This is a genomic window from Vibrio sp. OPT41, from assembly GCF_015163595.1.
In the GTDB taxonomy this organism is placed as follows: Bacteria; Pseudomonadota; Gammaproteobacteria; order Enterobacterales; family Vibrionaceae; genus Vibrio; species Vibrio alginolyticus.
Map to the genome: position 1 here is coordinate 301,391 of NZ_JADDYH010000054.1, position 25,156 is coordinate 326,546.

At 41.5% G+C, this 25,156-nt stretch carries 26 protein-coding genes and 2 pseudogenes; 24 read left to right on the forward strand and 4 right to left on the reverse strand.

The genetic code is table 11. The annotated features are described in order from the left end of the window. Positions 1-26: 26 nt before the first annotated feature. From IQP38_RS20085 to IQP38_RS20140, 12 genes and pseudogenes are all read left to right on the forward strand, one after another. On the forward strand, positions 27-593 hold the full coding sequence (locus IQP38_RS20085) for an imm11 family protein (RefSeq protein WP_158173437.1): 567 nt from the start codon (positions 27-29) through the stop codon (positions 591-593). Between the two features lie 18 nt (positions 594-611). Beyond that, positions 612-1,011, forward strand: a pseudogene (locus IQP38_RS20090) (hypothetical protein). A gap of 51 nt (positions 1,012-1,062) precedes the next feature. After that, a pseudogene (locus tag IQP38_RS20095) lies at positions 1,063-2,493 on the forward strand (PAAR-like domain-containing protein); the annotation flags it as partial. A 14-nt stretch (positions 2,494-2,507) separates the two neighbouring features. Continuing rightward, positions 2,508-3,314, forward strand: coding sequence for an AHH domain-containing protein (locus IQP38_RS20100; RefSeq protein WP_017633750.1), 807 nt, complete (start codon positions 2,508-2,510; stop codon positions 3,312-3,314). Further along, complete coding sequence (locus tag IQP38_RS20105) at positions 3,311-3,880, forward strand: hypothetical protein (RefSeq protein WP_053304698.1); 570 nt, start codon at positions 3,311-3,313, stop codon at positions 3,878-3,880. Before IQP38_RS20100 ends, IQP38_RS20105 begins: the two co-directional genes overlap by 4 nt. Before the next feature lie 50 nt (positions 3,881-3,930). After that, positions 3,931-4,347: a hypothetical protein gene (locus tag IQP38_RS20110; RefSeq protein ID WP_158173438.1), complete on the forward strand. Its 417-nt coding sequence runs from the start codon at positions 3,931-3,933 to the stop codon at positions 4,345-4,347. A 116-nt stretch (positions 4,348-4,463) separates the two neighbouring features. Next, positions 4,464-4,616, forward strand: coding sequence for a hypothetical protein (locus IQP38_RS20115; protein WP_157632379.1), 153 nt, complete (start codon positions 4,464-4,466; stop codon positions 4,614-4,616). A gap of 88 nt (positions 4,617-4,704) precedes the next feature. After that, the gene (locus IQP38_RS20120) at positions 4,705-5,277 is read left to right on the forward strand and encodes a hypothetical protein (protein WP_103412072.1); all 573 of its coding nucleotides are present in this window, start codon (positions 4,705-4,707) and stop codon (positions 5,275-5,277) included. A 9-nt stretch (positions 5,278-5,286) separates the two neighbouring features. Continuing rightward, positions 5,287-5,778 carry a hypothetical protein gene (locus IQP38_RS20125; RefSeq protein ID WP_193837947.1) on the forward strand — a complete coding sequence of 164 codons (492 nt, stop codon included), beginning with the start codon at positions 5,287-5,289 and terminating at the stop codon, positions 5,776-5,778. A 295-nt stretch (positions 5,779-6,073) separates the two neighbouring features. Then, the gene (locus IQP38_RS20130; RefSeq protein ID WP_158173439.1) at positions 6,074-6,634 is read left to right on the forward strand and encodes a hypothetical protein; all 561 of its coding nucleotides are present in this window, start codon (positions 6,074-6,076) and stop codon (positions 6,632-6,634) included. Next, complete coding sequence (locus tag IQP38_RS20135) at positions 6,615-7,052, forward strand: hypothetical protein (RefSeq protein WP_228010135.1); 438 nt, start codon at positions 6,615-6,617, stop codon at positions 7,050-7,052. Before IQP38_RS20130 ends, IQP38_RS20135 begins: the two co-directional genes overlap by 20 nt. 251 nt (positions 7,053-7,303) lie before the next feature. Then, positions 7,304-7,714: a hypothetical protein gene (locus tag IQP38_RS20140; RefSeq protein ID WP_104980545.1), complete on the forward strand. Its 411-nt coding sequence runs from the start codon at positions 7,304-7,306 to the stop codon at positions 7,712-7,714. A 114-nt stretch (positions 7,715-7,828) separates the two neighbouring features. Here the strand turns inward: IQP38_RS20140 and IQP38_RS20145 are convergent, their stop codons facing one another. Continuing rightward, a complete protein-coding gene (locus IQP38_RS20145; RefSeq protein ID WP_193837948.1) occupies positions 7,829-8,965 on the reverse strand; it encodes a multidrug effflux MFS transporter in 1,137 nt (378 codons plus the stop codon). Positions 8,966-9,064: 99 nt separating this feature from the next. Between IQP38_RS20145 and IQP38_RS20150 the strand changes: the two genes are divergently transcribed. After that, positions 9,065-9,838: an AraC family transcriptional regulator gene (locus IQP38_RS20150; protein ID WP_132937156.1), complete on the forward strand. Its 774-nt coding sequence runs from the start codon at positions 9,065-9,067 to the stop codon at positions 9,836-9,838. Between the two features lie 90 nt (positions 9,839-9,928). On the opposite strand, the gene IQP38_RS20155 is transcribed toward IQP38_RS20150, so the two are convergent. Next, the gene (locus IQP38_RS20155; RefSeq protein ID WP_193837949.1) at positions 9,929-10,837 is read right to left on the reverse strand and encodes a LysR family transcriptional regulator; all 909 of its coding nucleotides are present in this window, start codon (positions 10,835-10,837) and stop codon (positions 9,929-9,931) included. A gap of 135 nt (positions 10,838-10,972) precedes the next feature. Here IQP38_RS20155 and IQP38_RS20160 point away from each other — a divergent pair, with 135 nt between their 5' ends. The 9 genes from IQP38_RS20160 (at position 10,973) to mnhG (ending at position 19,039) form a co-directional block, all read left to right on the forward strand. Then, complete coding sequence (locus IQP38_RS20160; RefSeq protein WP_053307575.1) at positions 10,973-11,692, forward strand: SDR family oxidoreductase; 720 nt, start codon at positions 10,973-10,975, stop codon at positions 11,690-11,692. Positions 11,693-12,085: 393 nt separating this feature from the next. Then, complete coding sequence (locus IQP38_RS20165) at positions 12,086-13,021, forward strand: universal stress protein (protein WP_193837950.1); 936 nt, start codon at positions 12,086-12,088, stop codon at positions 13,019-13,021. Positions 13,022-13,130: 109 nt separating this feature from the next. Continuing rightward, positions 13,131-13,322 (forward strand): hypothetical protein, encoded by a 192-nt coding sequence (locus IQP38_RS20170; RefSeq protein WP_171345606.1) that lies wholly within the window; start codon positions 13,131-13,133, stop codon positions 13,320-13,322. A gap of 164 nt (positions 13,323-13,486) precedes the next feature. Further along, entirely contained in the window at positions 13,487-16,156 is a 2,670-nt protein-coding gene (gene mbhE, locus IQP38_RS20175) for a hydrogen gas-evolving membrane-bound hydrogenase subunit E (protein WP_193837951.1), read from the forward strand. Continuing rightward, positions 16,156-16,509: a Na+/H+ antiporter subunit C gene (locus tag IQP38_RS20180; RefSeq protein WP_017633704.1), complete on the forward strand. Its 354-nt coding sequence runs from the start codon at positions 16,156-16,158 to the stop codon at positions 16,507-16,509. Before mbhE ends, IQP38_RS20180 begins: the two co-directional genes overlap by 1 nt. Then, positions 16,506-18,002, forward strand: coding sequence for a Na+/H+ antiporter subunit D (locus IQP38_RS20185; protein WP_017820359.1), 1,497 nt, complete (start codon positions 16,506-16,508; stop codon positions 18,000-18,002). The genes IQP38_RS20180 and IQP38_RS20185 overlap by 4 nt, the downstream gene beginning before the upstream one ends. Beyond that, a complete protein-coding gene (locus IQP38_RS20190) occupies positions 17,999-18,475 on the forward strand; it encodes a Na+/H+ antiporter subunit E (protein ID WP_005373320.1) in 477 nt (158 codons plus the stop codon). Before IQP38_RS20185 ends, IQP38_RS20190 begins: the two co-directional genes overlap by 4 nt. Next, the gene (locus tag IQP38_RS20195; protein ID WP_005373317.1) at positions 18,468-18,746 is read left to right on the forward strand and encodes a cation:proton antiporter; all 279 of its coding nucleotides are present in this window, start codon (positions 18,468-18,470) and stop codon (positions 18,744-18,746) included. The genes IQP38_RS20190 and IQP38_RS20195 overlap by 8 nt, the downstream gene beginning before the upstream one ends. Beyond that, positions 18,746-19,039 (forward strand): monovalent cation/H(+) antiporter subunit G, encoded by a 294-nt coding sequence (gene mnhG / locus IQP38_RS20200; protein ID WP_005373314.1) that lies wholly within the window; start codon positions 18,746-18,748, stop codon positions 19,037-19,039. The genes IQP38_RS20195 and mnhG overlap by 1 nt, the downstream gene beginning before the upstream one ends. A gap of 19 nt (positions 19,040-19,058) precedes the next feature. Here mnhG and IQP38_RS20205 read toward each other — a convergent pair whose 3' ends face one another. Further along, positions 19,059-19,766 carry a GntR family transcriptional regulator gene (locus IQP38_RS20205; RefSeq protein ID WP_054730587.1) on the reverse strand — a complete coding sequence of 236 codons (708 nt, stop codon included), beginning with the start codon at positions 19,764-19,766 and terminating at the stop codon, positions 19,059-19,061. A 180-nt stretch (positions 19,767-19,946) separates the two neighbouring features. On the opposite strand from IQP38_RS20205, the gene IQP38_RS20210 reads away from it, so the two are divergent. Beyond that, positions 19,947-21,275, forward strand: coding sequence for a 6-phospho-alpha-glucosidase (locus IQP38_RS20210; RefSeq protein WP_047101299.1), 1,329 nt, complete (start codon positions 19,947-19,949; stop codon positions 21,273-21,275). A gap of 55 nt (positions 21,276-21,330) precedes the next feature. Next, positions 21,331-22,881 carry an alpha-glucoside-specific PTS transporter subunit IIBC gene (locus IQP38_RS20215; RefSeq protein WP_047101519.1) on the forward strand — a complete coding sequence of 517 codons (1,551 nt, stop codon included), beginning with the start codon at positions 21,331-21,333 and terminating at the stop codon, positions 22,879-22,881. Positions 22,882-23,056: 175 nt separating this feature from the next. On the opposite strand, the gene IQP38_RS20220 is transcribed toward IQP38_RS20215, so the two are convergent. Next, entirely contained in the window at positions 23,057-25,087 is a 2,031-nt protein-coding gene (locus IQP38_RS20220; RefSeq protein ID WP_193837952.1) for an acetoacetate--CoA ligase, read from the reverse strand. Positions 25,088-25,156: the final 69 nt, after the last annotated feature.

The window sequence follows — 25,156 nt, forward strand, 5'->3', positions numbered from 1 at the left end:
GCACTGGTGTAAGTTATAGGTTTGAGATGGAAATAGTATACATAAATGAGGACTTTAACGAGGGTGAATCATTATTTACTGCCGTTGATAGTCGGTCATCTTTCTATGATGATAATGATTTCACTCCCACTTCTTGTAAAAGTGAGATTGTGTGGAAAGATGATGATATCTATGAAATTGAAGCATTAGATTTAATCAGAGGTGGTGCTTTTAATGTCACTAAGCCTATTGCTGAACTAATTATGAGTTTCGACCCATACGGCGTTGAAGTTTATCCCGCAAAATTAACCTGTTCCGGAGACGGAGTGTTAACTGAGCGCTACATCATAGCAGTAGAAAACTTAGTAGATGTTGTTGATTATGATAAAAGCATAAAAGTAACTGACGTAACTACTCGTTTTTACTTATCTGATGAAAAGATCAAGGAACTTTCGGATAGCAAGAGGCACGTTTTTAAACCTGTCGGAATGACAAAAACGTTCTTCTCAATCGAGTTGTTTGAAGCGCTTGTCCGATTAGATGAGGAGGGTAAAATAAATACTAGTATCGTTGCCTTTTCATTTGATACATCCGAAGAGACGCCCCGAGTCTAGTGTAAGTAGGTAATTATAATAATGACTAACTACGCAGTTTTATCTAAACAATCTTTGACTGACTTCCCATTCCAGCAAAGCTCTAAGCCAATTGTGCCAGTAGAGCTCGATTTGCTTTTGGAAATGACCTTTTCTCCGAAGTTATTTATCATCAGTGATATTGCATCAGAAGTAGAGAAACTGGTCGTACACGGAGTAGAGTGGTTAGACGCTCGCTTGGATTGTTCTCCAAGTCAGCCATCTGATGATGAAATTAAAGTTTACGAAGATTATCGTATGCCTTACATCCATCAAACTTATAAATTGACGGATAAAGAAAAACAATACGGCAAGTTAAACTGGCTAGACATTGAATCACCAGAGTGTGATTGACCTTCTTAAAAAAGACGTCAAAGACGTTTGGATAAGAGATGTATAGAAAGCGCCGAAAGGCGCTTTTTTCATTCAACACAAGATTTAATCTGTAGATCAAGTAAATGCAACGCTCCCAGATGTTTGTTTAACGAAGGTCGGCAAGCCAGTCGTTCCTATCCCTTATGGCAACAATGCTAAATCAGCAGACCTTGCTGGTGGGACTACGACGGTCTCTATGGATGGCGGTAACAGTGTCGCTATCAAGGGCAGTACGTTCTCAAAAAGTACCGGCGATGCGGGCGGTGACAGAAAAGGCGTTGCCTCAGGCACGATAGAAGCCGAAGCAAAATTCATTTCAGCTTCACCAACGGTTAAATTTGAGGGCAAGGGCGTATGTCGTCTGTCCGATCAAATGACTATGAACAAAGCCAACACCATGTGCTTGGGCGGTGCACAAAACCCATCGGTTTCTGTTACGGAAGATCAGGAAGGGACGTATACGGTTGATTTGTACCTCTCTTACTCAGACGGTGAACCCGTTCAAGGCGCAACATACACTCTCACAGATCAATCTGGCGCGGTGTTTGAAGGAACACTAGACAACAACGGTAAAGCATCGGTTGGTGGCGTTGCTCCGGGGGAGTTTGCTATAGAGTACGGCGAGGACAGCCGCGATTTTATGCCAAATGTCCCAACCAAGACCAATCCAAACTTTAATCCAAGTGCGAACGCGCAGCTAATTATTGAAGAAGCTAAGCGTGGAGAAGTCGGTTTCTGGGAGAATGCGTGGAAGAGAATGTCTGGTGCTGCAAGCTGGGTTTGGGGCGTTATTCTTGGTGACTTTAACGATGATGCCTCCGTAGAACAGATCATTGCCAATACGGCCCTGACCATGATCCCTGTTGTCGATCAAGCAGCAGATGTCCGCGATTTATCAGCGAACATTATGACGTTGTTGAATGAGGAAGAACGTGAAAAGTCGGAAAACTGGCTAGCTCTTTCATTAACGCTTATCGGTTGTGTCCCGACATTTGGTAGTGCAGTCAAAGGCACTTGTAAAGCTGCGTTAAAAGGCGGTAAAGGAACATCAAAAGATACTTTGCTTGCTGTTTTAAGAGGCATGGGTAAAGGCGATCCAGAAAAATTCCTACGCACGTTAGATTGGATGGATTATGCAAAACAGACCAGCCAGATTGTTAGCGATGTTCTAAAACCTTGCATTGAAGTGGCAACTGAGTTGGCTTCATACGCAAACAGAATGGGTGCAGATGAGCTCGGTACGTATTTCTTGAAATTAGCGGATGAGGTAAAAATCATCGATAAGATGGTACCGGATAAGCTTAAAGAAGCGATGGGCGAGTTTGATGACCTTTTTGCTCGAATTTTAGGTAAGAGTGAGAAAACTTACCCAGCAAAAGTAAAACATAATACTGGCGAGTCTGCACAGTCAGGAAAGAGTTCTGCGAAGGCAAATGAGGACAAAGATAAAAAAGACTTTGTCTGTCCCGTTTGTAAGAAAAAACCAGAAAAATGTGATGCTTATTAGGGGTCAATACCATCATGGCTAAAAACTCAACTGCAAAAACACATAGTCTTATAAAAGGTTCAGGCCCTGCTTTAGCAAAAGCAATTAAATCTAAGCACTATAAGTCGGGCTTCAATGAACATTTATGGGCGGATGGACGTTTGAAGGGGGATGACGGACAGTTCGGACTTCAGGCTCACCACATCATAACAACTAAAAACTTAGATACTCCAGAGTGGAAAAAATACAGAGAAGCATATGAGTATGATATAAACACCTGGAAAAATGGGGTAATGTTCCCTTCCAAAACGGATATCGCTTGTCAAGTCAATACACACGTCCATAAGTCTGGCCATGGTGGAGGTTTGGACTTCAAGACCGAGCAAGAACAGTTTTGGGAAACAAGTTCAGATCTTGAAAGTGGTGAACTTACATCAATTCCGGTAACAAAGGTTCCTGACCCCGTAGCATCTAAGTTGCGGCTGGATGATATAAAGTATATAAAGTCAGTTAATCGAGATATTAAAGGTGTAAAAGAAAGTGCAAGAAGAGGCTATTATTGCAAATCAGGGAATAAAAGGCACTTTCAGTCTGATTTAGACGACGTCTCTGAAGACGTTTTAGTGTGTTTAGATAGCTTTTTATATACAATTTCGACTTTTGGTCATGATTACTCTCCGGCAAGTGACATAGGTTGTGCAGGCGAGAGTAATATAGAAAGCAAGAATAAATCAAGAAGCGCATGCCCAAGTAGATCTTCCAAGCTACCGGAAGAAAAACACAATATAAAGAATGTAAAAGGTAAGACTATGAAACCTAGAAAACTTGAGGTTGGAAAATGAGTGAATATTTTTTTGCAAGAGAGTGTGTCAATTCCCCAATTTATTGTTTTCCAGATGAATACATCGATTCCGTGCCCTTAACGAGTTTTACTTACCCTAAAGCACCTGTTCCCTTGATAGTCGAATTTCTTCCACAAGATGATTATGAAATCCCAGATATACTTGAAATGCCAAATTTCTCGATTAAGAAAAATGAATTTTCGAAATTAGATTTTAATAACATTTTTGGGGTTAATTGGGTCGATATTAAACTTCATGATAAAGGCGAACATGATTTTCTTATGCTACAAGTTGTCAACGAGATTAAGTTGATTGATAGATCTGAAAGTAAGATCAAGAGGTACCGAAAGGATTCTAATGGTGATGAGATGATTAGTGGTATTCTTAATCTTATATTAGATGAAAAACTAATTCAGACTATACCAGTAGATAGAAGACAGATAGTGATAGATCCTGGTTGGTTGAAGTGTGTTTTTTTCCATAAAAGTTTAGTTGAAAAAATAAAAAATTCTAAGCTAGTCGGTGTGGAATTTATACCGGCAGACGGCTATTCAGACTTTAGATAGATGAAATTAAATTTAAATGACTTTTATGTAAATAACAATCCTAAAGTAATATGTATATTAAGTTTATTAAAGAAAATTTAAGCAATATTCTACCAGAAAAAAGACCAGGTATGGTTTTTTCTAACCCTGACTTGTTTATTATTTTTGACAATACTATCCGATTCGTAATTTGGGAAGAAATTTTAGAAAAGTTAAATGAATTTTGGTTAGAAGGAAAAGATACTTGGGATAGTCATTTTGATTTTGGTAGTAATCCCGACGATTATGATAGACAGTTTGATGATTATAAAACAATTGAACTTTTACAATTCCCAACCCTGACAGATTTAGAAGTAGAAGAAAAATATGCTTTTGTTTTTAACGAGAATAGTGAATTATATATTAGTGAGAACTTCGTTAAAGACTTGAAGTCAGCTGGATGTGTCGATGTATGGTATGATACCACAGCTCCATATGGCCGTTATTAGACTGCCAGCATTGAAAAGCGTCTCATGGCGCTTTTTCTTTAATACTACGATTGAAGCACCGCTGATGCCTGTTGAATTAAAGAACAAGAATAAAATAAGAACGTCAGAAGTTGTAAATGAGCGATTATTACTTTGCTAGAGAAATTGTTGAAACACCACTTTATGATTTTCCGGATGAATTTTCTTATTCGGTTCCATCCAACGTATTAACATATCCTAATCAGCCAATTCCGCTTGTAAAAAGGTTTGCTCCTACAGAAGATTATTGATGTGTTTTTAATTCCTTCACTAGTAATATCGCCTTATGAGTGTAAGAGAGCAAAGCAAGATAATTACCAAACAATAAAGAGGTATAAGATGGAGTTTTCGGTAATCTCTGAGGACTATATGAGAAGTTCATCGGCATTCCAAAGTGTGGATGACCGAGAGTTTCTATATAGTACAAATAATTTTCACCCAACGAGCTCGGAGAATCCAATAAGATGGGAGGACAAAAACATAACTTCCTCCATGGTCCACCCGATATCGGATAATGGCGACATATGTGTTTCGAAAGAACTTGCAGAACTTGTAATGAGTTTTGACCCTTATGGCGTTGAGTTTTATCCGGCATCCTTATTGACTAAAGACGGAGAAATCACTGAGCGATACATATTAGCTTTAAACAACATTCAAGATGTTGTCGACTTTGAACGAAGCGTTATAGAAGTATCACCAAACAGTGGGAACCTAATCGTCCACCGATTGTTTCTAAGTCCAGAAAAAATATTAAATATCCCTTTCCATAAACGGGTGGTGTATAGGGCTGAAGGAGCTGATACTGCAGTATTTTTTGCTCCAGAAATCTATGATTTGATTAGTAATGATTCAAGGTTTTCTCTAGTTAGGAAAATGAAGAAGAATACATCTACGCGTGCACCTAAGTTTTAGGGAAAAATAATGAAAGAAGACTATATTATTTTAACAAAGCAAAGCTTAACTAACTTCCCATTCCAACAAAGCCCTAAGCCAATAGTGCCAGTAGAGCCAGATTTGCTTTTGGAAATGACCTTTTCTCCAAAGCTATTTATCATCAGTGATATTGCGTCAAAAGTGGAGAAACTGGTCGTACACGGAGTAGAGTGGTTAGACGCTCGCGTGGATTGTTCTCCAAGCCAGCCAGCTGATGATGAAATTAAAGTTTACGAAGATTATCGTATGCCTTATATCCATCAAACTTATAAATTGACGGACAAAGAAAAACAATACGGTAAGTTGAACTGGTTAGACATTGAATCAACAGAGTTTGATTTTTCTAAATTAGAAAATATCCCCTTAGAAGAACGATTAATATTTAAACTAGAAGAAGATTTTGGTTTAGTTTTCATTCACCAAAGTGTGATTGACCTTCTTAAAAAAGACGTCAAAGACGTTTGGATAAGAGATGTATAATAAGCGCCGAAAGGCGCTTTTTTCATATCAGCGAGATTAAAAAAAGAGTTGAGAAAAAATATTACTGTAAAAAAGAGTTTACTGAGGACTTAGATGATGCTGCGGAAGATATAGTGGATAAACTAAACAGCTTTCATTGGACTCTGTCCAGGTTTGGTAAAGACTATGCTCCGGCTCAAAAATTGGATGCGGAGGTGGTAACGTTGAATGCGACAAAAAAAGTAGAGAAGCGTGTCCTCATAGGCTTAATGTTACTGGAACTAGGCACACTATTCGGAATAAACTAGGCAGGATCATGAGTGATTATTTCTTCGTAAAAGAAAATCAAATTACACCAATTTATGCAGTTCCTGAGGAATATGAAGAAGCAGCATACAGTACAAGATTTACCTTTCCATGTAAACCCGTACCTGTTTTAGCAAAATACAAACCAGACGAACAGTATAGAATACCAGATGTTATTATAGAGCCTGAATTTGCTATATCTAAGGATATATATAATAGCTTGAAAGTTGAACAGTTATATGGTTCTAACTGGATACATATCAAATTAATTGATAGAGGTGAACATGATTTCATGATGTTACAGTTAGCAAATGAACTAGATGTCATCTGTCATGAACAGAGTGACTTTAAAAGGTTCAAACGAGGAAATATATCAGGAATGAAAAAAGTCGTTATTGATCCTCAGAAAATTTCACCGATTCCGCTTCAAAAAAGGCTATTTTTTAGAGATTCAGCTTGGGGGTTTCACACATTCTTTCATAAAAGTATAGTAAAAGAAATTGAATCAAAAACTCCAAATGGCGTTGAATTTGTACCAATAGAGCACTTTAATGAAGCGTGGGCTGGTTGACATGTATATCAAGTTTAATAAAGAAAATATTAGTAAATTATTACCTGAAAAAAGACCAGGTATGATTTTTTCTAACCCTGATTTGTTTATTATTTTTGAAAATAATATTCGATTTGTAATTTGGGAAGAGATTTTAGAAAAGTTGAATCAATTTTGGCTAGAAGGGAAAGATGCTTGGGATAGTGATTTCGATTTTGGTAGCCATCCTGATGATTATGATAGACAGTTTGATGATTATAAAACAATTGAACTTTTACAATTTCCAACCCTATCTGATTTAGACATAGAAGAAAAGTATGCTTTTGTTTTTAACGAGAACAATGAATTATATATTAATGATAATTTCGTTAAAGACTTGAAGTCAGCTGGATGTGTCGACGTTTGGTATGATACAACAGCTCCGTTTGGGCGTTATTAGAATAATTGCTTTTCCTTAACTGTAGAAGTGATGCAGGTGAGCCAAAAACGAACGTAAAACAAAGAATTAAGAGTATGTTCTGTGATTCCATCGCAAAAATTACAACTAACTTTTCCAATCTTTTGACGATAAAGTTGGCAGTGAACACGCTTATCAAAGATAAGTTATTGCTTTTATTATTTAAAAATAAAGTATATTCTCATCCTTTTTTTAGATGGTAAGTGTTGAATAATTATACAGTGGTTAGGTAAATGAATAAAATAACTAAACTCGCTTTGGCTTTGTCCGTATTGACATCTATTGTTGGGTGTCAACTGGTGTCAAATACGCCGATGCAATCGACAGCAACGAAGGAAATAATTGAAAAAGCAAAGGCAGAGTTTGATGGACAACGTTTTTATAAGTTGAATGAATATGATGAAGAAATCAACGTTTCAGATGACGGGGTCATTACCTTCAAGTCTTACTTACCACGCAGCGGCGGCTATGAATGGGTACCAATTGTGATACGCGATACTAGTTTTCGTGTTTCTTGCGATTATTTCAGTGAATATGTTGAAGCTGGAATGGTTGTTCAGGTTCAGTTTGTAGGTAAACGCGGGCGCATTGAAAATTACGACAAGCAACGTTGTGAAGAGTACGGTGAGCCAACATGGCAATAAGATCTATGGATAATTAAAGCGCCGACAGGCGCTTTTTATTTACGTTTTAGTTAACCGTTAGAAAAGATGTAGACCAATCTTCGGAAGATTAGGCAAGCAATGCGTAGTATCTGGTCACAAGTTGGTATGAACTTGCCTTTTAGAAAACGCTAATAAAATCGCTAAACAGCTACATGCTAATAGAACGACACCTAAGTTTTGTGCTGTTCCAGCCATCGCTAATCCCGTCCCGATCATGATGTAGTACATGAGCCCAAATAAAGCGCCTGCGCTACCTACCTGTTGTTTATAATCAACGAGTGCGTCACTGAGTATATTGGGTATCGCAATCCCATAAGACATGACGACTAACACCATTGGAGCAACAAACCAGATTGATTGGCTCAGAATCAACACACCGACTGATCCCAAACTAAGCAATACTGCTGAGAGCCAAAGTAGTTGGCTTTTTCGAACATTTTTAGACACTAGGGATTTGTTTAAATAACTCCCAAGCAGAGTGCCTAACCCCAGTACCATGCCACTGTATCCAAATTGTTCGGAGTTATACCCAAGTGCTGAGAAAGTAAATGCGCCAAGCTGGTAATAAGAAAATAGAGCAATGTTATACAAAGCAACCAATAATCCTGAGCGCCAAATTCGCGCGTCTCTTACCATTTCCCAGCTAAGTTGATGCAACCGTACTGGTGTCTGTTCCTTCTGTGTTTCAGGAAGCTTAATAACGTTATAAGCGAGCAATACTAACGCGATTAAAAACAAGGCAAAAAACACATAACGGTATCCACCAAGCGCTGTAAGCTGCCCGCCTAATAGCATGCCAACTACCGGGCTGATTGATATACCCATCCCCATTAAGCTAAAGACTTTACTCAGTTCTTGACCGTCAAACGCGTCACGAAGCATGGTCTGTGTGACAACGGATCCTACCGCGATACCAAATGCGCTTAGGGCTCGCGCGGTCATGACAACAGCAAAGCTTTCGGTTTGAGTTGCGAGTAAAGATGCGCAACCATAGATAAAGAGCCCAATAAGCATGGTGGGCCTTCTTCCCAGTTTATCTGCGAGAACTCCCCAAACTACAACGCCAATGGCAAAAGCTAGGAAGTAAATCGACAATGTTTGGGCTGCTTGTGCGTGGTTTACATCAAATGAAAGAGCGATTGAGCTCAGCGCTGGGCTATAAATAGTTTCTACAATTTGCGGAAACATCAACATAACCAGCATGAGCCATAAAGAGGGCTTAGTATTCATATTGTTCCCCATCGTTAATGAAGTTGGCGGGCAGTATAAATGAGGCTATGATTGATCTAATAACAACATAAAAACCAAATACATCAACATTCGGACAAAATGGCGCTTATTAACGAAAAAACACAATTTGATGCAGACAAAATTTCTACTTGTGTAGTGGGAATTGCTGCGGATATTGGCAAGCACGACTCAGGTATGCATATGCACAAGAAAGGGCAGTTATTGTACGCACCTCAAGGTTGTATGAGTTTTGCTCTGGAAGACTCGATTTGTATTTTGCCACCGACAAAGGCGGTTTGGATCCCACCTAATACGCCGCATCGCGCACTAATGACGAATGTGGTGGCGTACCGATCTTTGTATTTTGATTGTGAGGAGTTTGCCTGTCCGAGTAAGATCACGATGATAGAAGTGAATAATTTACTCCAAGCTCTTATTGATAAAATGTCATTTTGGGAGTGGGATAAGCCTAGCAGCGAGATGGTAAATACGACGGCGCTTTTTTGGGAGGAGTTTTATGCTGCGAAACGTTATTCGTTTCAGTTGCCTTTGCCATCGCATCGGCGCTTAACAACGTTTCGTCGAGAGTTGGTTGAACCTTCATTTCTAGCTCCTTCGCTTACTGCTCTTGCAAGCAAAGTTGGGGCAAGCACCAAGACGGTAACACGATTATTTAAGTCGGAAACGGGAATGAATTATCAAGATTGGCGGCAACAGTGGAGGCTTTTAAAGGCAGTTGAATTGTTATCAACGGGCATGCCAGTCAGCGCAGCTGCCGATTGGCTGGAGTTTTCGTCAGACAGTGCTTTTATTGCATTTTTCAAAAAGCAAACTGGACAAACACCTCTGACGTTTATGAAAACCAAGCCTTAAGCGTCAAAATGCTCACACTCTTTCTAGAACAAACCCCAGGTTCGCAGGCTCAGCCTATAAAACATACATAGACAGGTACCAACATGCAGGTTACTTGTCTTTACTCTGCAGTTTGCGAAAGTATTGCGTGGTAAAATCAACAAAGGCTCGGATGCGTTTTGGTTGATGTCGGTCGTGATGATAAAGGAGTGAAAATTCCACACTCGGAATGCTCCAGTCGGTAAACACTTCTTTTAGCTTGCCTGTCTGGAGTTCTTGTTGGCAATAAAGTGTTGGCACACGGATGATGCCATTTCCCGCCAAGGCTGCTTTTATCATTACTCTGCCGCTCTTACATCGTAACTGTCCACGTATCTGGTGTTCAGTTGACTGCTTTGTATTCGTGTTCTCAAATGCCCACCGTGTCACACTACCTGTCAAACAAACGTGTTTTTCTAAGTCCTTTGGATGCGAAGGATAGCCATATGTTTCTAAATAGTTTGGGCTTGCGTATGTCCCCATTTCCACATCGATCAGTTTGCGAGCGATAAAGTTGGAGTCGTCTAACTTTCCCATTCGAAAAGCGATATCGAATTCATCCGCGATTAAATCGACACGATGGCTACTAAAATCTAAGTTAAGGCTCACTTGTGGGTGTTGGATTAGAAATTGAGCAACGATATCTGCGACAACGTCTTCTCCTAAATAGCCCCCCACACAGTTGATACGAATGTCACCTCTTAAGTCTTCTACATCATCAACCACTGCCATAACAGCTTGATCAATATTGTGAAGGGCAGTTTCACACTGTTTATACAGAACCTTGCCTGCTTCGGTGAGGTTCAGTGTTCGAGTGGTCCTTTGTAGCAAAGTGACACCAATCTGTTGTTCCAGATTTGTTATTTGACGTGAAACGTGTGAGCGAGAAACGCCAAGTTGCTCTGCTGCTTTCGTGAAGTTTCCTAGTTGAGCGATTAGGACGAAAGAGCGAATATCCGCAAGGTTGATGTGTGTTTGCATGATGACTTCTTCATAATTCAAAAAAGTATTGTTGCAGTATAACAACAGTGTTTCAACTAGGGCGGCATATATCAACAAACAAAGTTTTCTTAAACTTACCGCCACTGATGTAAACCGTTCGATTAAGGATTCAAAATGAAAAAGTTAATTGTTATTACAGGCGCTAGTTCAGGCATTGGTGAAGCGATTGCACGTCACTTCAGTGACCAGGGCCATGCTCTTCTTTTGTTAGCAAGACGTGTAGAACGTTTGGAAGCATTAAACTTACCAAATACGCTTTGTGAAAAGGTAGATGTGACCGACAAAGCTTCTTTCGAGGCTGCAATAGAGAAAGCTGAAGCGTTGTATGGTCCGGTAGATGCACTTGTAAATAACGCAGGCGTTATGCTTCTCGGTCAGATAGATACTCAGGAAGCATCGGAGTGGAAGCGCATGTTTGATGTGAACGTAATTGGCTTGCTCAATGGCATGCAGTCCGTCCTAGCACCGATGAAAGCACGTAACAGTGGTACGATCATTAACATCAGCTCTATTGCGGGCAAGAAAACATTCCCTGATCATGCTGCTTATTGCGGTACCAAATTTGCGGTTCATGCTATTTCTGAAAACGTACGTGAAGAAGTTGCGTCATCAAATGTTCGCGTTACCACGATTGCACCTGGTGCAGTGGAAACGGAATTACTTTCACATACAACGTCTCAAGATATTAAAGATGGTTATGACGCCTGGAAGGTGGATATGGGCGGTGTGTTGGCCGCAGACGACATCGCACGCGCAGTGCTGTTTGCTTATCAGCAACCGCAAGGTGTATGTGTTCGTGAAATTGCTTTGGCACCGACAAAACAACAACCTTAACATTGAGTTACGGCGATTTTAGGTCACTAAAGCCGTAAAACTTTGCATATCGATTCGTGATTGAGATGGCATCTTTAAACTAAGTTGCGTGAAAATTTAGGTCATCCATTTAAATCCGGACACTAAGTGTGTTATTGCTTATACCCAAGTTACTCAAGGTGAGAAAAAACTTTGAGTAATTTGGGTTTTTATTTGGTCTCAACTTTAGGTAGCGGAATTTATTTAGGTCGAAGGCGATAGTTGTGAAGAAAGGAGAGTGTGACGTAAAACAAAATGAAGCAATATCCGTCTCTTAATGAGAATTGATTTCATCAACGTCACAAGCCGTTACAATTATCCGTTAGGTATTATACTTTGTGGGTGGTTAATATTTAACCAAACAAGGAGGTGTGTATGAAACGATTCGCAAACATACTTTTTGCAACACAAGGATTGCCAGGCCATAGTGACGCCCTCGAACAAGCGATGAGGATTGCATCTAGCAACAAAGTGCCTGTCTCAGGGCTAATAGCGTGTCCTGATTTCCCAACAGACATGATCCAGTATCAGCAAAGTTATGAGCAATCGCTGCAAGACTCCCTCAAACAAAGTATTCACGAATACAGACAGAAGCTGGGACTCTCTGAAGAGGATCTCGCATTTCCTCTTACTGTGAAAAGCAGTGAAAAGCCCGCTGTCTGTATTATTCAAGAAGCATTAGCTGATAACAAAGATCTCATCATCAAAGAAGCTGAACCGCTCGGTGAAGGTGCTGAGGGTTTCAAAGCTATTGATATGACTCTGTTACGAAAATGCCCTTGTCCGCTTTGGTTGCACCGACCAATTGATAAGCCAAGAGATAAACGCCGTGTTGCTGTGGCTATCGACCCATTAACGGCAAGCGATGAACAGCACTCATTAGCCGTGCGTTTACTCGAATTATCGCGTTCGATAGCCGACACCTGCGATAGTCGTTTACACGCGATTTCTTGCTGGGAGTATTACTTAGAAAACTACCTTAATGGTAACGCTTGGATTCAAGTCGATGATGCTGAGTTGAAACATGAACTCGATAAGGCAAAAGCCGATCATAAACAAGCTCTGCAACAGCTGTTGGAGGAGTCTGGGATTACAGGTGAAATTGTGATTCACCACCTGCATGGAAAACCCGACGAAAAGATTCCAGATTACGTAGAGAGTATTGAGGTAGACGTGCTGGTAATGGGAACCTTAGCGAGAACTGGTATATCTGGCTATGTCATTGGTAATACGGCTGAAAATATTTTGCAATCGATTAACTGTAGTTTGGTCGCTCTTAAGCCCGATGGTTTTGTCTCACCGATTCAGTAATTGGGGTGTAACAAAGTTGGGTTTAAGTGATGTTTTAGGTAAAGGAGGGAGATGGATCTCTAGAACATGGAATTATCAATGTATCAATAAGTTATCAGAGGAGAGTGACATGAAAAACCTATGCCCGAAATGCCACACAGAAATGATAGAACGTTCGAATGTTTATATTTGTCCGAGAAATGATATCGGTGACTGCACCTACGATGCATTCGAGTTAGCTGATGACGATAATCCATATACATTCAGCCAAGAACACGTAAGTAGTGACCTACGTTCTTATGCCGTAGCAGACAGCAAATAGCGGTTTGTATCGGCGTTCCTCTAAGTAGCACTCAGTGATTACTGTTTGCTACTTTTCCCTTGGTTTCATGATCGTTTTTGAAGCGCTTGGGCTAAAACAATACAGTGGAGTTTGTCATTTGCGCCGGATAGGGCGTATCTTCTTATAATAACGAATGGGCTGCGATGTTGAATAACATAACGGGTAAAGAAAACCTACCGAAAAACCTAGATAATCAGTTGGTCTTACTGATTTTCCCTGCGCTGCCAGTTTTAATCTTCTCTTTTCTCTTCTATATCTATACTCCTGCAGGCGTGAGCTGGAATGCGGAATGGATACCAAGCCTCGATATCAACCTTAGCTTTAGATTAGATGGTCTTTCATTTCTTTTTGCGGGACTGATCAGTGGGATTGGCGCACTGATTCAAATCTACGCTTTGGCTTATTTACGAGAAAGTGATAGCCGGTTTTCCTTTCATTTGTATCTAACCCTATTCATGCTTGCCATGCTAGGGATTGTGATGAGCGATAACATTCTGTTGTTATTTGTTTTCTGGGAACTCACCACCATCACTTCTTACTTACTGATCGGGTTTAATCACGAAAATAAAACGTCTCGGAAAAACGCCTTGCAGTCGCTGATTGTTACCGGTGCTGGTGGACTAGCGTTGCTAGCTGGTCTTATCTTGCTGGGAGCAATGGCTGGGAGTTATGAGCTAAATACCATTATCGAGCAGGCAGACACTATTGCGCAGCATGAATGGTTTATCCCATCTCTAGTGCTCATACTACTCGGTGCATTTACTAAATCTGCGCAATTCCCGTTTCATTTTTGGCTACCTAACGCGATGGCAGCTCCCACTCCGGTCAGTGCGTATTTACACTCGGCAACAATGGTAAAGGCAGGCATTTACCTATTAGCACGTTTATCGCCAGTTTATGCCCACAGCGAGATCTGGTTTTATGCTTTAGTCATCACTGGGAGTATCACGGCCATTTGGTGCACATTTGTCGCATTAAAACAAACTGACTTGAAGCTGATGCTAGCCTACAGCACGAATGTTGCTTTGGGTAAATTAACATTATTACTAGGTATGGGCACAGATTTGGCCGTTAGTGCAGTATTGATGTTTATTCTCGCTCACTCTTTCTATAAAGCTGCGCTGTTTATGGTGGTGGGTAATATCGACAAAGCGACAGGAACACGAGATATTGATCAATTGTACGGTCTGAAGTCAGTTCTCGTCATCAGCATGGTTGCGGGGAGTTTGGCTGCATTGTCTAAAGCGGGGTTCCCGCCGTTGTTAGGTTTTTTGAGCAAAGAATACATGTATAAGTCCGCAGTAGAGCTCAATAATTGGATCGCCTTTGTACTATTAATCGTGAATATACTGATGGTCGCGCTAACCATTATGCTTATTGCGAGACCATTCTTTGCTCGCCGTGCTCTCGTGCCGATTGAAACTAAGCCAGTTGAGACAAAAAAAGCCATGTGGATCTCGCCTTTGCTCTTGGCACTTGGCAGTCTCCTGGTCCCGTTATTCGGTTTAAATTGGTTAGATCGCAATATTATTTTTCCGGGCTCTGATGACATTCTGCCCACAGCAGCTCTTAAAGAGACATCACTATGGCATGGCGTGAATGTACCGTTAGTGTTAAGCGTTATTACGCTAGCGTTGGGGTATGTGGTGTACCGTGTTTATCCTACTGTGTCTGCATTTTTTCAGCGGCTACATCTATTCGTCCCCAAAGCGGAGAATATTTTTGAACGACTATTAGATGGCATGATGACAGTGGCGAAGTGGCAAACGGCGCGGTTACAGCAAAAGAAATTGAGTCGCTATGTCCTATTATTTTTCACGGTACTTGCCGTTGCGTTACTGAGTCAGGTAGCGCTTATTCCTCTGCCTTTGGTTGGCGAACTTTCAAGTGTCACTTTCTATGAGATTGGTATTGCCTTATTGTTGATTGGTGCTGCGCTCGTATGTACGTTGTCCCACGCAAGACTTCTTGCGATTTCTGCGCTTGGTATGATTGGCTTCATGACTACGCTTGTTTTTATGATTTATAGCGCCCCGGACGTTGCGAAGACTTTACTGTTAGTGGAAACATTAATGGTGGTCTTTCTTGCATTGTTAATGCGTCATATGCCGCGTCTAGCCACCGTGCCCAAGCATTCAATAAAACGTAAAGTAGCGAATATTTGCATAGCAGGTGTGATAGGTGTTTCGGTTACTTTACTTTTGTTAGGAATCACGTCTCAGCCGATGGACTCTTCGGTGTCAGATTTCTTTGCAGAAAACAGTGTCCCGGGTGGACATGGGCGAAACATTGTTAACGTTATTCTGGTCGACTTTCGCGCATTTGATACATTGGGAGAAGTTGTCGTCGTTGTTATTGCTGGGATTGCGGCAGTGAGTTTGCTTAAGACAAGAGCGAAAAAGCAAAATCGTATCCAATCATTAATTTTTGCAACCACGGCACACATTGTTTCGGCACTCATGCTCGTATTTTCAGTGTATCTGTTGTTACGTGGTCATAATGAACCGGGTGGTGGCTTTATTGGTGCGTTGATTGCCGTTATTGGTTTATCACTTCTCATGTTCGCGGAATCACCGAAATACGTTCGTTCTAGGTTGTATTTCAAACCGTTTCTCATTGCGTTATCTGGCATCGCATTGAGCTTAGTTTCTGGTGCTTTGAGCTTTGCGTTTGATAAACCGTTTTTGACCGGACTGTGGTGGAAAGACGTGATACCACTAGGGACGCCATTGGTTTTTGATGTTGGTGTTTACCTTGCCGTTATAGGTGGCGTGATGGGTATGCTGCTTCGTATTAATGAGGAGCTAGAGTGATGGAAATAGTCTGGAGTGTTGTCGTTGGAGTATTTGTCGCAGCAGGTGTTTATTTAATGCTTGAAAAGCATATCTTGCGCCTTTTGTTCGGCATCATGTTACTCAGTAGTGCGGTTAACCTTGCTATTTTTACCGCTGGGAGGCTGACGCCCGGAGAACCGCCATTGATTGGCGATAATGCTCTTTTACCACCAGATAGCGCGGCAAATCCTTTACCTCAAGCGCTTATCTTAACTGCGATAGTCATCGGTTTTGGACTACTTATTTTTGCTTTAATGCTGTTCTATCGAGCTTATAAAGACACTGGAACTGCAAACGTCGATGAAATGCAACGTTCTGAGGAGGGTCAATGAGTTCGATTTTGCTTACGTTACCGGTAGTTCTCTCGCTGAGTACGGCGTTGATTATCTTCTTCGTCCGTCGCTCAACAAAAAGTGTTGAGTGGTTGAGCGGTGTAAGTGCGATTTCGAACCTTTTCGTTGCGGGCTTTCTCACAGAAAACATCATAAATAATGGTATTCAAGCCGTTGCTTTTGGTCAGTGGAGTGCGCCATTTGGTATCGTGTTTGTCGCAGATTACCTCAGCGTTGCTATGGTGATGATCACGGCGGTGATTGGTGCGATATGTGTTTTCTACGCGATGGCGGACCTTCACCGAAAGCCCTCCTATAGCAATTACCATGCGTTAATGCACATGTTGCTTGCTGGCGTTTATGGCGCTTTCCTGACTGGAGATATTTTTAATCTGTATGTTTGGTTTGAGGTCATGCTCATTTCATCATTTGGTTTAATGGTGTTAGATGCAACGAAAACTCAAGTTGATGGTGCAGTAAAGTACGTGATGTTGAACCTGATTTCGACGCTGGTATTTTTGCTTGCTATCGGCTTGTTGTATGGCGCAACGGGCACCTTGAACCTGGCCGATCTCTACACCAAAGTAGGGGAAAATGAATTGAGCATCAACATGATGCTGTCCGCGCTATTTTTGTTTGCCTTTTCTATTAAAGCGGCACTCTTTCCTTTATTTGCTTGGTTGCCAGCTTCTTATCACACGTTACCAAGCGGTGTGGTGGCACTGTTTGCCGCGTTGCTTACTAAAGTCGGTGTATACGCGTTGATAAGAGTCTTTACCTTGGTATTTCCGCTCGCCGAGAGTGGTTGGCAACCGACGTTAATTTGGGTCGCAGGGCTAACCATGTTAACGGGCGTTTTAGGAGCGGCTAGCCAATTCGACATTAAGAAAATTCTTTCTTTTCATATTATTAGCCAAATAGGCTATATGATCATGGGGTTGGCTATTTACACTCCCTTAGCTTTAGCCGGTGCCATTTTCTACATTGTTCATCACATCATTGTAAAAGCGAATTTGTTCTTAATAGGTGGATTCATCGAGCGCAAATATGGCTCTAGTCAACTTGAACATTTGGGTGGGGTATACAAAGCTATGCCTTGGTTAGCGTTCTTGTTTCTTGTCCCTGCGTTTTCTCTGGCCGGTTTCCCACCGCTATCGGGTTTCTGGGGAAAGCTATTGGTCATCAAGTCGAGCATACAGGCTGAGTATTACTGGTTAGCAGGTACCGCGTTATTGGTGGGGTTGCTTACTGTCTACTCGATGACGAAAATTTGGAGTGAGGCATTTTGGAAAAAGCCATTTAGAGAGAAGCCAGAACAGACTCTGCAGGCCAAAGTACATTGGTTGTACTGCGTTCCAATTATTGTATTGACAACGTTGACGCTAATCATTGGCTTAGTGGCGGAGCCTTTTTATCAATTTTCCGTTCAAGCTGCAGAACAACTGTTAAATCCGACTGAATACATCAGAGTGGTGTTAGGAGGAAATGCATGATCTATCTATTCCTCAATTTTTTCTTAGCGTTAGCGTGGATGATGCTTAATGGCAGCTATTCGAGTCTGAATTTTGTTGTCGGATTTACGGTCGGCTTTTTTGCTTTAAGGTTGAGTCAACCATTTGGATTGAAAACGAGCTATTTTCAACGTTTTGCATCTGCATTGAAGTTATTGGTGTACTTCGCTTATGAAATGGTTATATCGGTTGCGAAAGTGGTGTGGGACGTTGTGACACCTACTCATTTGAGTCAGCCTGATATCGTTTATGTCCCTCTGGAGGTCGATTCTGATCTAGAAATCACATTACTGGCGAACATGGTTTCTTTAACACCGGGCACGCTTAGTTTGGATGTTACGGCTGATAAAAAGTATCTTATCGTTCATGCCATGTTTGCACCTGAACATGAAGAGGTTATTCGCGGAATTAAAGATGGGTTAGAGCATCGAATTTTGGAGGTGACGCGTGGATAGTTGGCTGCAAATAACGGTCACTTTTGCCTATTCTGGGCTACTACTCAGCTTTGTTATGGCTTTTGCTCGTTTAATTCTAGGACCAACGCTAGCTGATCGAGTGGTGGCGTTAGATCTGATTTCATTTATCACTATCGGATTTATTACGGTTTACACCTTAGACAGCGGTGAGGACGCTCTGTTAGATATCGCCATTACATTAGGTTTGGTTGCATTTCTCGGCACGATCGCATTTGCACGTTTGATCGTTAAAAGAAAGGAGAAAGAATAATGGACGTGTTGATTGGACTATTTTTATGCTTAGGAACATTGTTGACCTTGGTTGCAAGTCTAGGTGTCCTGAGGCTTCCTGATTTGTATACCCGAATGCATGCAGCTACCAAAGCTGGAACTGTCGGAGTGAGCTGCTTGTTATTAGCGGTCGCTTTCTCACTCCCTGAAGTTACCGTGATCTCTAGGGTTATCGGTACGATGTTGTTTATCGTTCTCACTGCGCCAGTCGCCTCCCACCTGCTCGGCAGAGCAATGCGAGAGGTCGGATATAAGATTTGGCGTAATGATTAACCATTAGCGTCGAATAGTACTACGCCCTAGTTGAAATAAACTCGAAGCTGTATTGATGAAGTCGGAAGTAATTGACGGTATATTCAAATGCACGACCATCTTCTAGGTAACCAGTGGACTCAACTTTTAGAATAGGGGAAGCTTCTGATTCATTCAGGTATGAGGCCGTCTCTGCATCTAACAAGTACGGTTTGACAGACTGACTGCTTTTCGCAATTTTCAATCCTTTGCTATTTTCAATGTACTCATATTTAGAACCATTCATTATGGCTATGCTCAAGTCTGGAAATAACATTGCTGGCATATGAGTGACTTCGTAAATTTCAGGCTCATCATTAATACATCTGAGTCTATGTATTTCATATGTATCATCATTGGGCGAGAGATTTAACTGCTTAGCAACCTGCTCATTCGGCTTTTTAAGTTCGAACTTTATGACTTGAGAGCTAGGCGTTTTCCCCTGTTTACTGACTTCCTCGATAAAACCCAGCAAATGTAAGGCATCATGTTGGGCTTTTAGATCGTTTACATAAGTTCCACTACCTCTTGTCCGACTAATTAAATTATTGTCGACCAGAATTTGTAAGCTTTTTCTGATGGTTACGCGGCTTACGGAAAACTCTTCTTGCAAATCACTCTCTTTTGGAAGCATCGATTTAGGTTGTAGTTCCCCATCTTTGATCTTTTTTTCTAATCGTTCCGCAATGTCTATGTATTTGGGTTTCATAATACCTCGCTAAGTCTTGGATCATGATAGCAAGAATGTGATCTGAGATGTAGTTAATACTTTTCCTTAGGATCTTTGTGTGATTTTTATCTCGTATCTTTGTGCTTACACTTTAAATGTATCATAAAAGTATTAATACTTATTTTATACATTTGCAGGGTAAACATTTGAGGTAGCGGAATGAAACGTCAAAAATTAACGATTGTTGGTGCTGGCAGTACATACACACTTGGTATGATGAACAGCCTTATTGCTGAAAAAGATAACTTTCCACTCGCAAAAGTCGTGTTTTACGACATAGATGAGAAACGCCAAGAGTCGAATGCATTAGCTACTGAAATTCTATTGCGAGAACACTATCCAGAAGTTGAAGAGTTTGTTTATACAACGGATAAATCTGTCGCATTCTCAGATTCGGACTTTTTCTTTATCCAGATCCGCACTGGTGGGTTGGCCATGCGCGAGCGCGATGAACAAATCCCGCTATCCAACTCTTGTGTTGGGCAAGAGACATGTGGCGCGGGAGGAATGGCATATGGACTTCGCTCTATCGGCGACATGATCCAGCTAGTGAACGAGATCCGACAAACGTGTCCAGATGCGTGGATTCTTAATTACACCAACCCGGCGGCAATTGTCGCTGAAGCTTTAAATCGTGAATTTCCGCATGATAAGCGAATTCTAAATATCTGTGATATGCCAGCAGCGATTATGGTCAGCTATGCGCAATTGTTAGGATGTGAAATTTGGGACTTCGTTCCTGAATATTTTGGGCTTAATCACTATGGCTGGTTTACCAAAATTCGTAACAAACAGGGTGAAGACTTAACGGACAAAATTAAAAATATCATCCTAAAAGAAGGGATCAGTGCGGTTGATGCGGAAATAGCGGATGACCCATCGTGGCAAGCCACATTCAAAAACATGAGAACAATGCTTGTTGATAATCCAGAGTTTTTGCCGAATACGTATCTTCAGTACTATTTGTACCCTGAAAAAATGGTGGCGAAAGAGGATATCAACAATACCCGCGCAAGGCAGGTAATTAACGGCCGTGAGAAACGAGTGTTCGAATTGAACGCAAGAATAATTGAAGCGGGCACCACGAAGCACGAAACACTGCATGCCGATATCCATGGTCGATACATGGTGAGAGTCGCGGCTTCGCTAGCCTACAACTTGAGCGATGTGTATCTCGTCATCGTACCGAATAATGGTGCTATTACAAATTTACAAAATGACGCCATGGTAGAAGTTCCAGCTGCGCTAACTAGTGATGGACCGAAAGCTTTTACTGTAGGAAAAATCCCAACCTTCCAAAAAGCCATGATTGAAAGCCAACTTGGTTACGAGAAATTAGTCGTGGATGCTTGGTACGAAGGAAGTCAGCAAAAGCTGATTAATGCACTCACACTTAACCGTACCGTGGTTAATGTGCCAAAAGCTAAAGAAATAACAAAACAATTACTAGAAGAAAATAAAGCCTACCTTCCTCAATTTTTTCAATAACAACTGGACGTTCGGGGCCTACTTGTAGGCTCCGTGAATGAAACAAGAGGTTTATATGAAAGACATTATTCAAAGGTTCGGGGCCGCGATGTTTGTACCCGTTCTATTATTTCCAGCAGCGGGCATGTTATTGGGTTTCTCTGTTGTGCTGTTAAATCAAGAAGTGTTTCCTTGGGCACTAGAGGGGAGTGCTTGGGTTAAAGTCTCGACGATCATTTTACAGGCATCTCTCGCTGTATTTAAAAATATGGCACTTATTTTTGCCGTTGGGTTACCTATCGCTTTAGCTAAAAAAGCATCTGGTCGCGCTGTACTTGCAACACTTGTTTCCTACATTACGTATAACTACGTTATTGGTGGAATCCTTCAATTTTGGGGGCCAGAACTGGGCGTTAACTATACGGAAGGTGAGCGAGGTTTGACTGAAGTTGGTGGCATTCTAACGCTTGATACCAACTTGCTAGGTGCGATTTTAATTGCAAGTCTCTCTGTTTGGGTTCACAACCGATTCTTTGATAAAAAGCTACCGGATTGGGCGGCTGTATTTGGCGGAACGCCATTGGTTGTGATCATTAGCTTCCCAATTATGGTCGTGATGGCAATTCTAACTTGTTTGACTTGGCCAAGTATTCAGCATGGTATTAACAATCTGCAATCATTTTTGGTTTCTGCTGGATCGTTAGGGGTATGGCTATTTACGTTTTTAGAGCGAATCATGATACCAACGGGGTTGCATCATTTCGTATATGGTCCCGTTTTTTATGGGCCTGTTGCAGTCGATGGCGGAACGGTTTCCTATTGGATTCAAAATATACAGACATTCGCCCAGAGCTCGGAAAGTTTAACGACACAATTTCCTCAGGGTGGTTTGATGTTGACGGGAATGGGTAAAGTGTTTGGTTGTACGGGTATCGCACTAGCACTCTATTCAGTTGCGAAAAAAGAAAATAAAAAGATGGTGATGGGGTTAGTGCTCGGAGCCGCAATCACAGCAATTCTTACAGGGATCACCGAACCAATAGAGTTTACATTCTTATTTATCGCACCTGCGCTGTTTGCTTTGCATGCGTTGTTATCTGCGACAATGGCAACGATCGCCTTTATGTTTGGTGTTTCCGGTAACTTTCAGACTGGCTTGATAGACTTCATTTTCCAAAACTGGTTGCCTTTGGCTGGTAACCATGCAGGAACATACGTGATTCAGATTATTATTGGTCTCATGTTTACTGGTGTTTACTTTGTTACGTTTCGCGCGCTTATTTTAAAATACAACATACTTACTCCGGGACGTGAAGGTGCAGATAGTAAGTTGTATTCCAAAGCTGACTACAAAGAAGCGAAAGCGGTCCATAACAGTAGCGCAAGTCCGTCACAAGCTAGTGCCTTTATTGAAGGTCTGGGTGGAAAAGAAAACATTGAATTGTTAACTAATTGCGCGACGCGTTTGCGTGTTAAAGTTAAAGATGTCTCTCTTGTAAAGGAGAACGCATTTTTCACACAGCACGGAGCGGTGAATATTGTTAGAAATCAAGAGAGCCTTCAAATCATCGTTGGTTTAACGGTGCCACAAGTTCGCGAAGATATGAGCCAACTGATAAAAGCTTAACCCCCACTAATGCTCCCGCTCATATGGCTCAAAGGTGAGATAGAATTATCTCACCTTTTTTGTGTACATGAAGCATATTTCGCTCAGTTTCCACGAAAGTGGGGAGGAGTTATCGAGCGAGCTAAAATATAGTTAGGTTATACCCGTCTGTATTGTTGGAAGACTTGTTGAGTCTCTAAGTGACAGTGGCACCACTTTCTATGTTGAACAGCGTTTTAATTTCTTCCAGCACTTCTGGGTTAGCAATAGCACCAATGTTTTTTACAGCTTGTCCGTTTACCAATTGTTTCACTGCTAGCTCAACCAATTTGCCTGAGCGCGTTTTAGGAATATCACTGATAGCAAAAATTTGTCGTGGGACATGGCGCGGTGAACATTTTGTTTTCAATGTTTGGCGAATTGAATCGGTGAGTTGTTGGGTTAACTCGACGTTGTGAGCGAGTTTTACTAGTAACCAGATTTCTTCAGACTGCTGGTTTAACTTGCCGACAGCGATGGAGTCTTCAACCTCGGGTAACGCGTTCACTTGTTGATAGATTTCAGCGGTACCGATTCGTACGCCGCCTGGATTTAAGGTTGCGTCACTACGGCCATAAAAAATAAAGCCGCCATGTTCGGTTTGCATCACATCGTCGCCATGGTGCCAGATATCGGTAAACTTGCTCCAATAAGCGTTGTGATAACGTTCGCCGTTGTCGTTCCAGAAGCCAATAGGGAAGTTAGGTAGTGAGTTATTACAAGTCAGTTCGCCACGTTTTTGCGTAATAGTATGTCCATCATCCTCTAGAACACGTGCGTCGATTCCCAGCCCTGCGCCTTGGCATTCACCTTTGTAAACTGGTGAGATTGGGTTTCCAAGTACAAAGCATCCGCAAATATCTGTGCCGCCAGCAATAGAAGCGAGATGCAAGTCCTGCTTGATGTGCTGATAGACATAATTAAATTGTTCTGGGTAAAGCACCGAACCAGTTGAGCACAGAGTTTTGAGTGACTTCAAGTTATGTTCTAGTTTTGGAGAGCAGTTCGCATGCTCCAGTGCCTCTAAGTATTTCGCTGAAGTACCAAACAGCGACACGTTATGTTCTTCTGCTAATCGCCATAAGATGGAGTGATCAGGATAAACCGGACTACCGTCGTAAATCACTAAGGTTGCTCCACTCGCAAGAGCGGAAACATGCCAGTTCCACATCATCCAACCACATGTTGTGTAGTAGAAAACCTTGTCTTGCGATTTGATGTCGCAATGCAGTTGATGTTCTTTGAGGTGATTGAGCAAGGTACCGCCTGCGGAATGGACAATACACTTAGGTTGACCTGTTGTACCAGAAGAATACAAAATGAATAACGGGTCATTAAACAGCGTTGGTTGATATTGAATTGATTGTGGAGAAAAGTGGTGAGTAATATCGGACCAAGAAACAAACTCAGAAGTGCTAGCACTCTCAGCGTTTTGTAAATATTCGATTTGGCATACGCTAATAGTAGTCTCTTCGGAGGCACTGCTTAACTTACTACTAAGAGTGGTGTTCTTGTCCGTCATATCGAAAGCTTTGCCTCCGAACTGGTAGCCATCACAGCAAAAAAGAACTTTCGGTTTGACCTGACCAAAACGCTCTACGACGCTATCGATACCAAAATCAGGAGAGGTTGAAGTCCAAATGGCACCAAGACTGGTGGTGGCCAGCATGGCAATAACGGTTTCAGGAAGGTAGGGCAAATAACCCGCAACGACATCGCCTTTACCGACACCACAATTGAGTAGCCATTGTTGAATGGCAGAAACTTGTTCAAGCAACTGTTTACCGGTGAGTTGTCGGTGTTCACCGCTTTCATTGCTAAAAACAATAAACTCACGCTCTGGTGATTGTTCTGCCTGAGATAGGAGGTTCTCTGCGTAGTTCAGCGTGGCGTCAGCAAACCATACTGTGTCTCTATTTACATGATGATGATTAGAACCTGTTAGTGTCCATTTGGGACTGCCAAGGCTCTTGATTTGTGAACCCATATCTCCGATTACGTTGCAAAACTGCCAAGTATGTCGCCAAAATTCATCATTGTGCTCAATGGACCACTGGTGTAGAGACGTGTAATTGTTGATTACGGCACCTTCGGCTTTGTCTTTATTAACCTTTTCAATGAACCGTAATAAGTTGCTATTGCTGACGCGCTCAGCAGATGGTGACCAAATAGGTGCAGAATTTGGCATAGGTCCCTCTAATTTCAATTCTTTTGAATATGACCAAAAACAAAATAAAGGGGCGAACATAGCAGTGTT

Coding starts and splice junctions, on each gene's coding strand:
- IQP38_RS20145 (WP_193837948.1), bottom strand. CDS start 8,965: ATGAATACTAAGCCCTCTTTATGGCTCATGCTGGTTATGTTGATGTTT.
- IQP38_RS20135 (WP_228010135.1), top strand. CDS start 6,615: ATGAAGCGTGGGCTGGTTGACATGTATATCAAGTTTAATAAAGAAAAT.
- IQP38_RS20085 (WP_158173437.1), top strand. CDS start 27: ATGGAAATAGTATACATAAATGAGGACTTTAACGAGGGTGAATCATTA.
- IQP38_RS20155 (WP_193837949.1), bottom strand. CDS start 10,837: ATGCAAACACACATCAACCTTGCGGATATTCGCTCTTTCGTCCTAATC.
- IQP38_RS20120 (WP_103412072.1), top strand. CDS start 4,705: ATGGAGTTTTCGGTAATCTCTGAGGACTATATGAGAAGTTCATCGGCA.
- IQP38_RS20190 (WP_005373320.1), top strand. CDS start 17,999: ATGATCTATCTATTCCTCAATTTTTTCTTAGCGTTAGCGTGGATGATG.
- IQP38_RS20100 (WP_017633750.1), top strand. CDS start 2,508: ATGGCTAAAAACTCAACTGCAAAAACACATAGTCTTATAAAAGGTTCA.
- IQP38_RS20165 (WP_193837950.1), top strand. CDS start 12,086: ATGAAACGATTCGCAAACATACTTTTTGCAACACAAGGATTGCCAGGC.
- IQP38_RS20110 (WP_158173438.1), top strand. CDS start 3,931: ATGTATATTAAGTTTATTAAAGAAAATTTAAGCAATATTCTACCAGAA.
- IQP38_RS20105 (WP_053304698.1), top strand. CDS start 3,311: ATGAGTGAATATTTTTTTGCAAGAGAGTGTGTCAATTCCCCAATTTAT.
- IQP38_RS20170 (WP_171345606.1), top strand. CDS start 13,131: ATGAAAAACCTATGCCCGAAATGCCACACAGAAATGATAGAACGTTCG.
- mnhG (WP_005373314.1), top strand. CDS start 18,746: ATGGACGTGTTGATTGGACTATTTTTATGCTTAGGAACATTGTTGACC.
- IQP38_RS20115 (WP_157632379.1), top strand. CDS start 4,464: ATGAGCGATTATTACTTTGCTAGAGAAATTGTTGAAACACCACTTTAT.
- IQP38_RS20140 (WP_104980545.1), top strand. CDS start 7,304: ATGAATAAAATAACTAAACTCGCTTTGGCTTTGTCCGTATTGACATCT.
- IQP38_RS20210 (WP_047101299.1), top strand. CDS start 19,947: ATGAAACGTCAAAAATTAACGATTGTTGGTGCTGGCAGTACATACACA.
- mbhE (WP_193837951.1), top strand. CDS start 13,487: ATGTTGAATAACATAACGGGTAAAGAAAACCTACCGAAAAACCTAGAT.
- IQP38_RS20130 (WP_158173439.1), top strand. CDS start 6,074: ATGAGTGATTATTTCTTCGTAAAAGAAAATCAAATTACACCAATTTAT.
- IQP38_RS20180 (WP_017633704.1), top strand. CDS start 16,156: ATGGAAATAGTCTGGAGTGTTGTCGTTGGAGTATTTGTCGCAGCAGGT.
- IQP38_RS20220 (WP_193837952.1), bottom strand. CDS start 25,087: ATGCCAAATTCTGCACCTATTTGGTCACCATCTGCTGAGCGCGTCAGC.
- IQP38_RS20125 (WP_193837947.1), top strand. CDS start 5,287: ATGAAAGAAGACTATATTATTTTAACAAAGCAAAGCTTAACTAACTTC.
- IQP38_RS20185 (WP_017820359.1), top strand. CDS start 16,506: ATGAGTTCGATTTTGCTTACGTTACCGGTAGTTCTCTCGCTGAGTACG.
- IQP38_RS20150 (WP_132937156.1), top strand. CDS start 9,065: ATGGCGCTTATTAACGAAAAAACACAATTTGATGCAGACAAAATTTCT.
- IQP38_RS20215 (WP_047101519.1), top strand. CDS start 21,331: ATGAAAGACATTATTCAAAGGTTCGGGGCCGCGATGTTTGTACCCGTT.
- IQP38_RS20160 (WP_053307575.1), top strand. CDS start 10,973: ATGAAAAAGTTAATTGTTATTACAGGCGCTAGTTCAGGCATTGGTGAA.
- IQP38_RS20205 (WP_054730587.1), bottom strand. CDS start 19,766: ATGAAACCCAAATACATAGACATTGCGGAACGATTAGAAAAAAAGATC.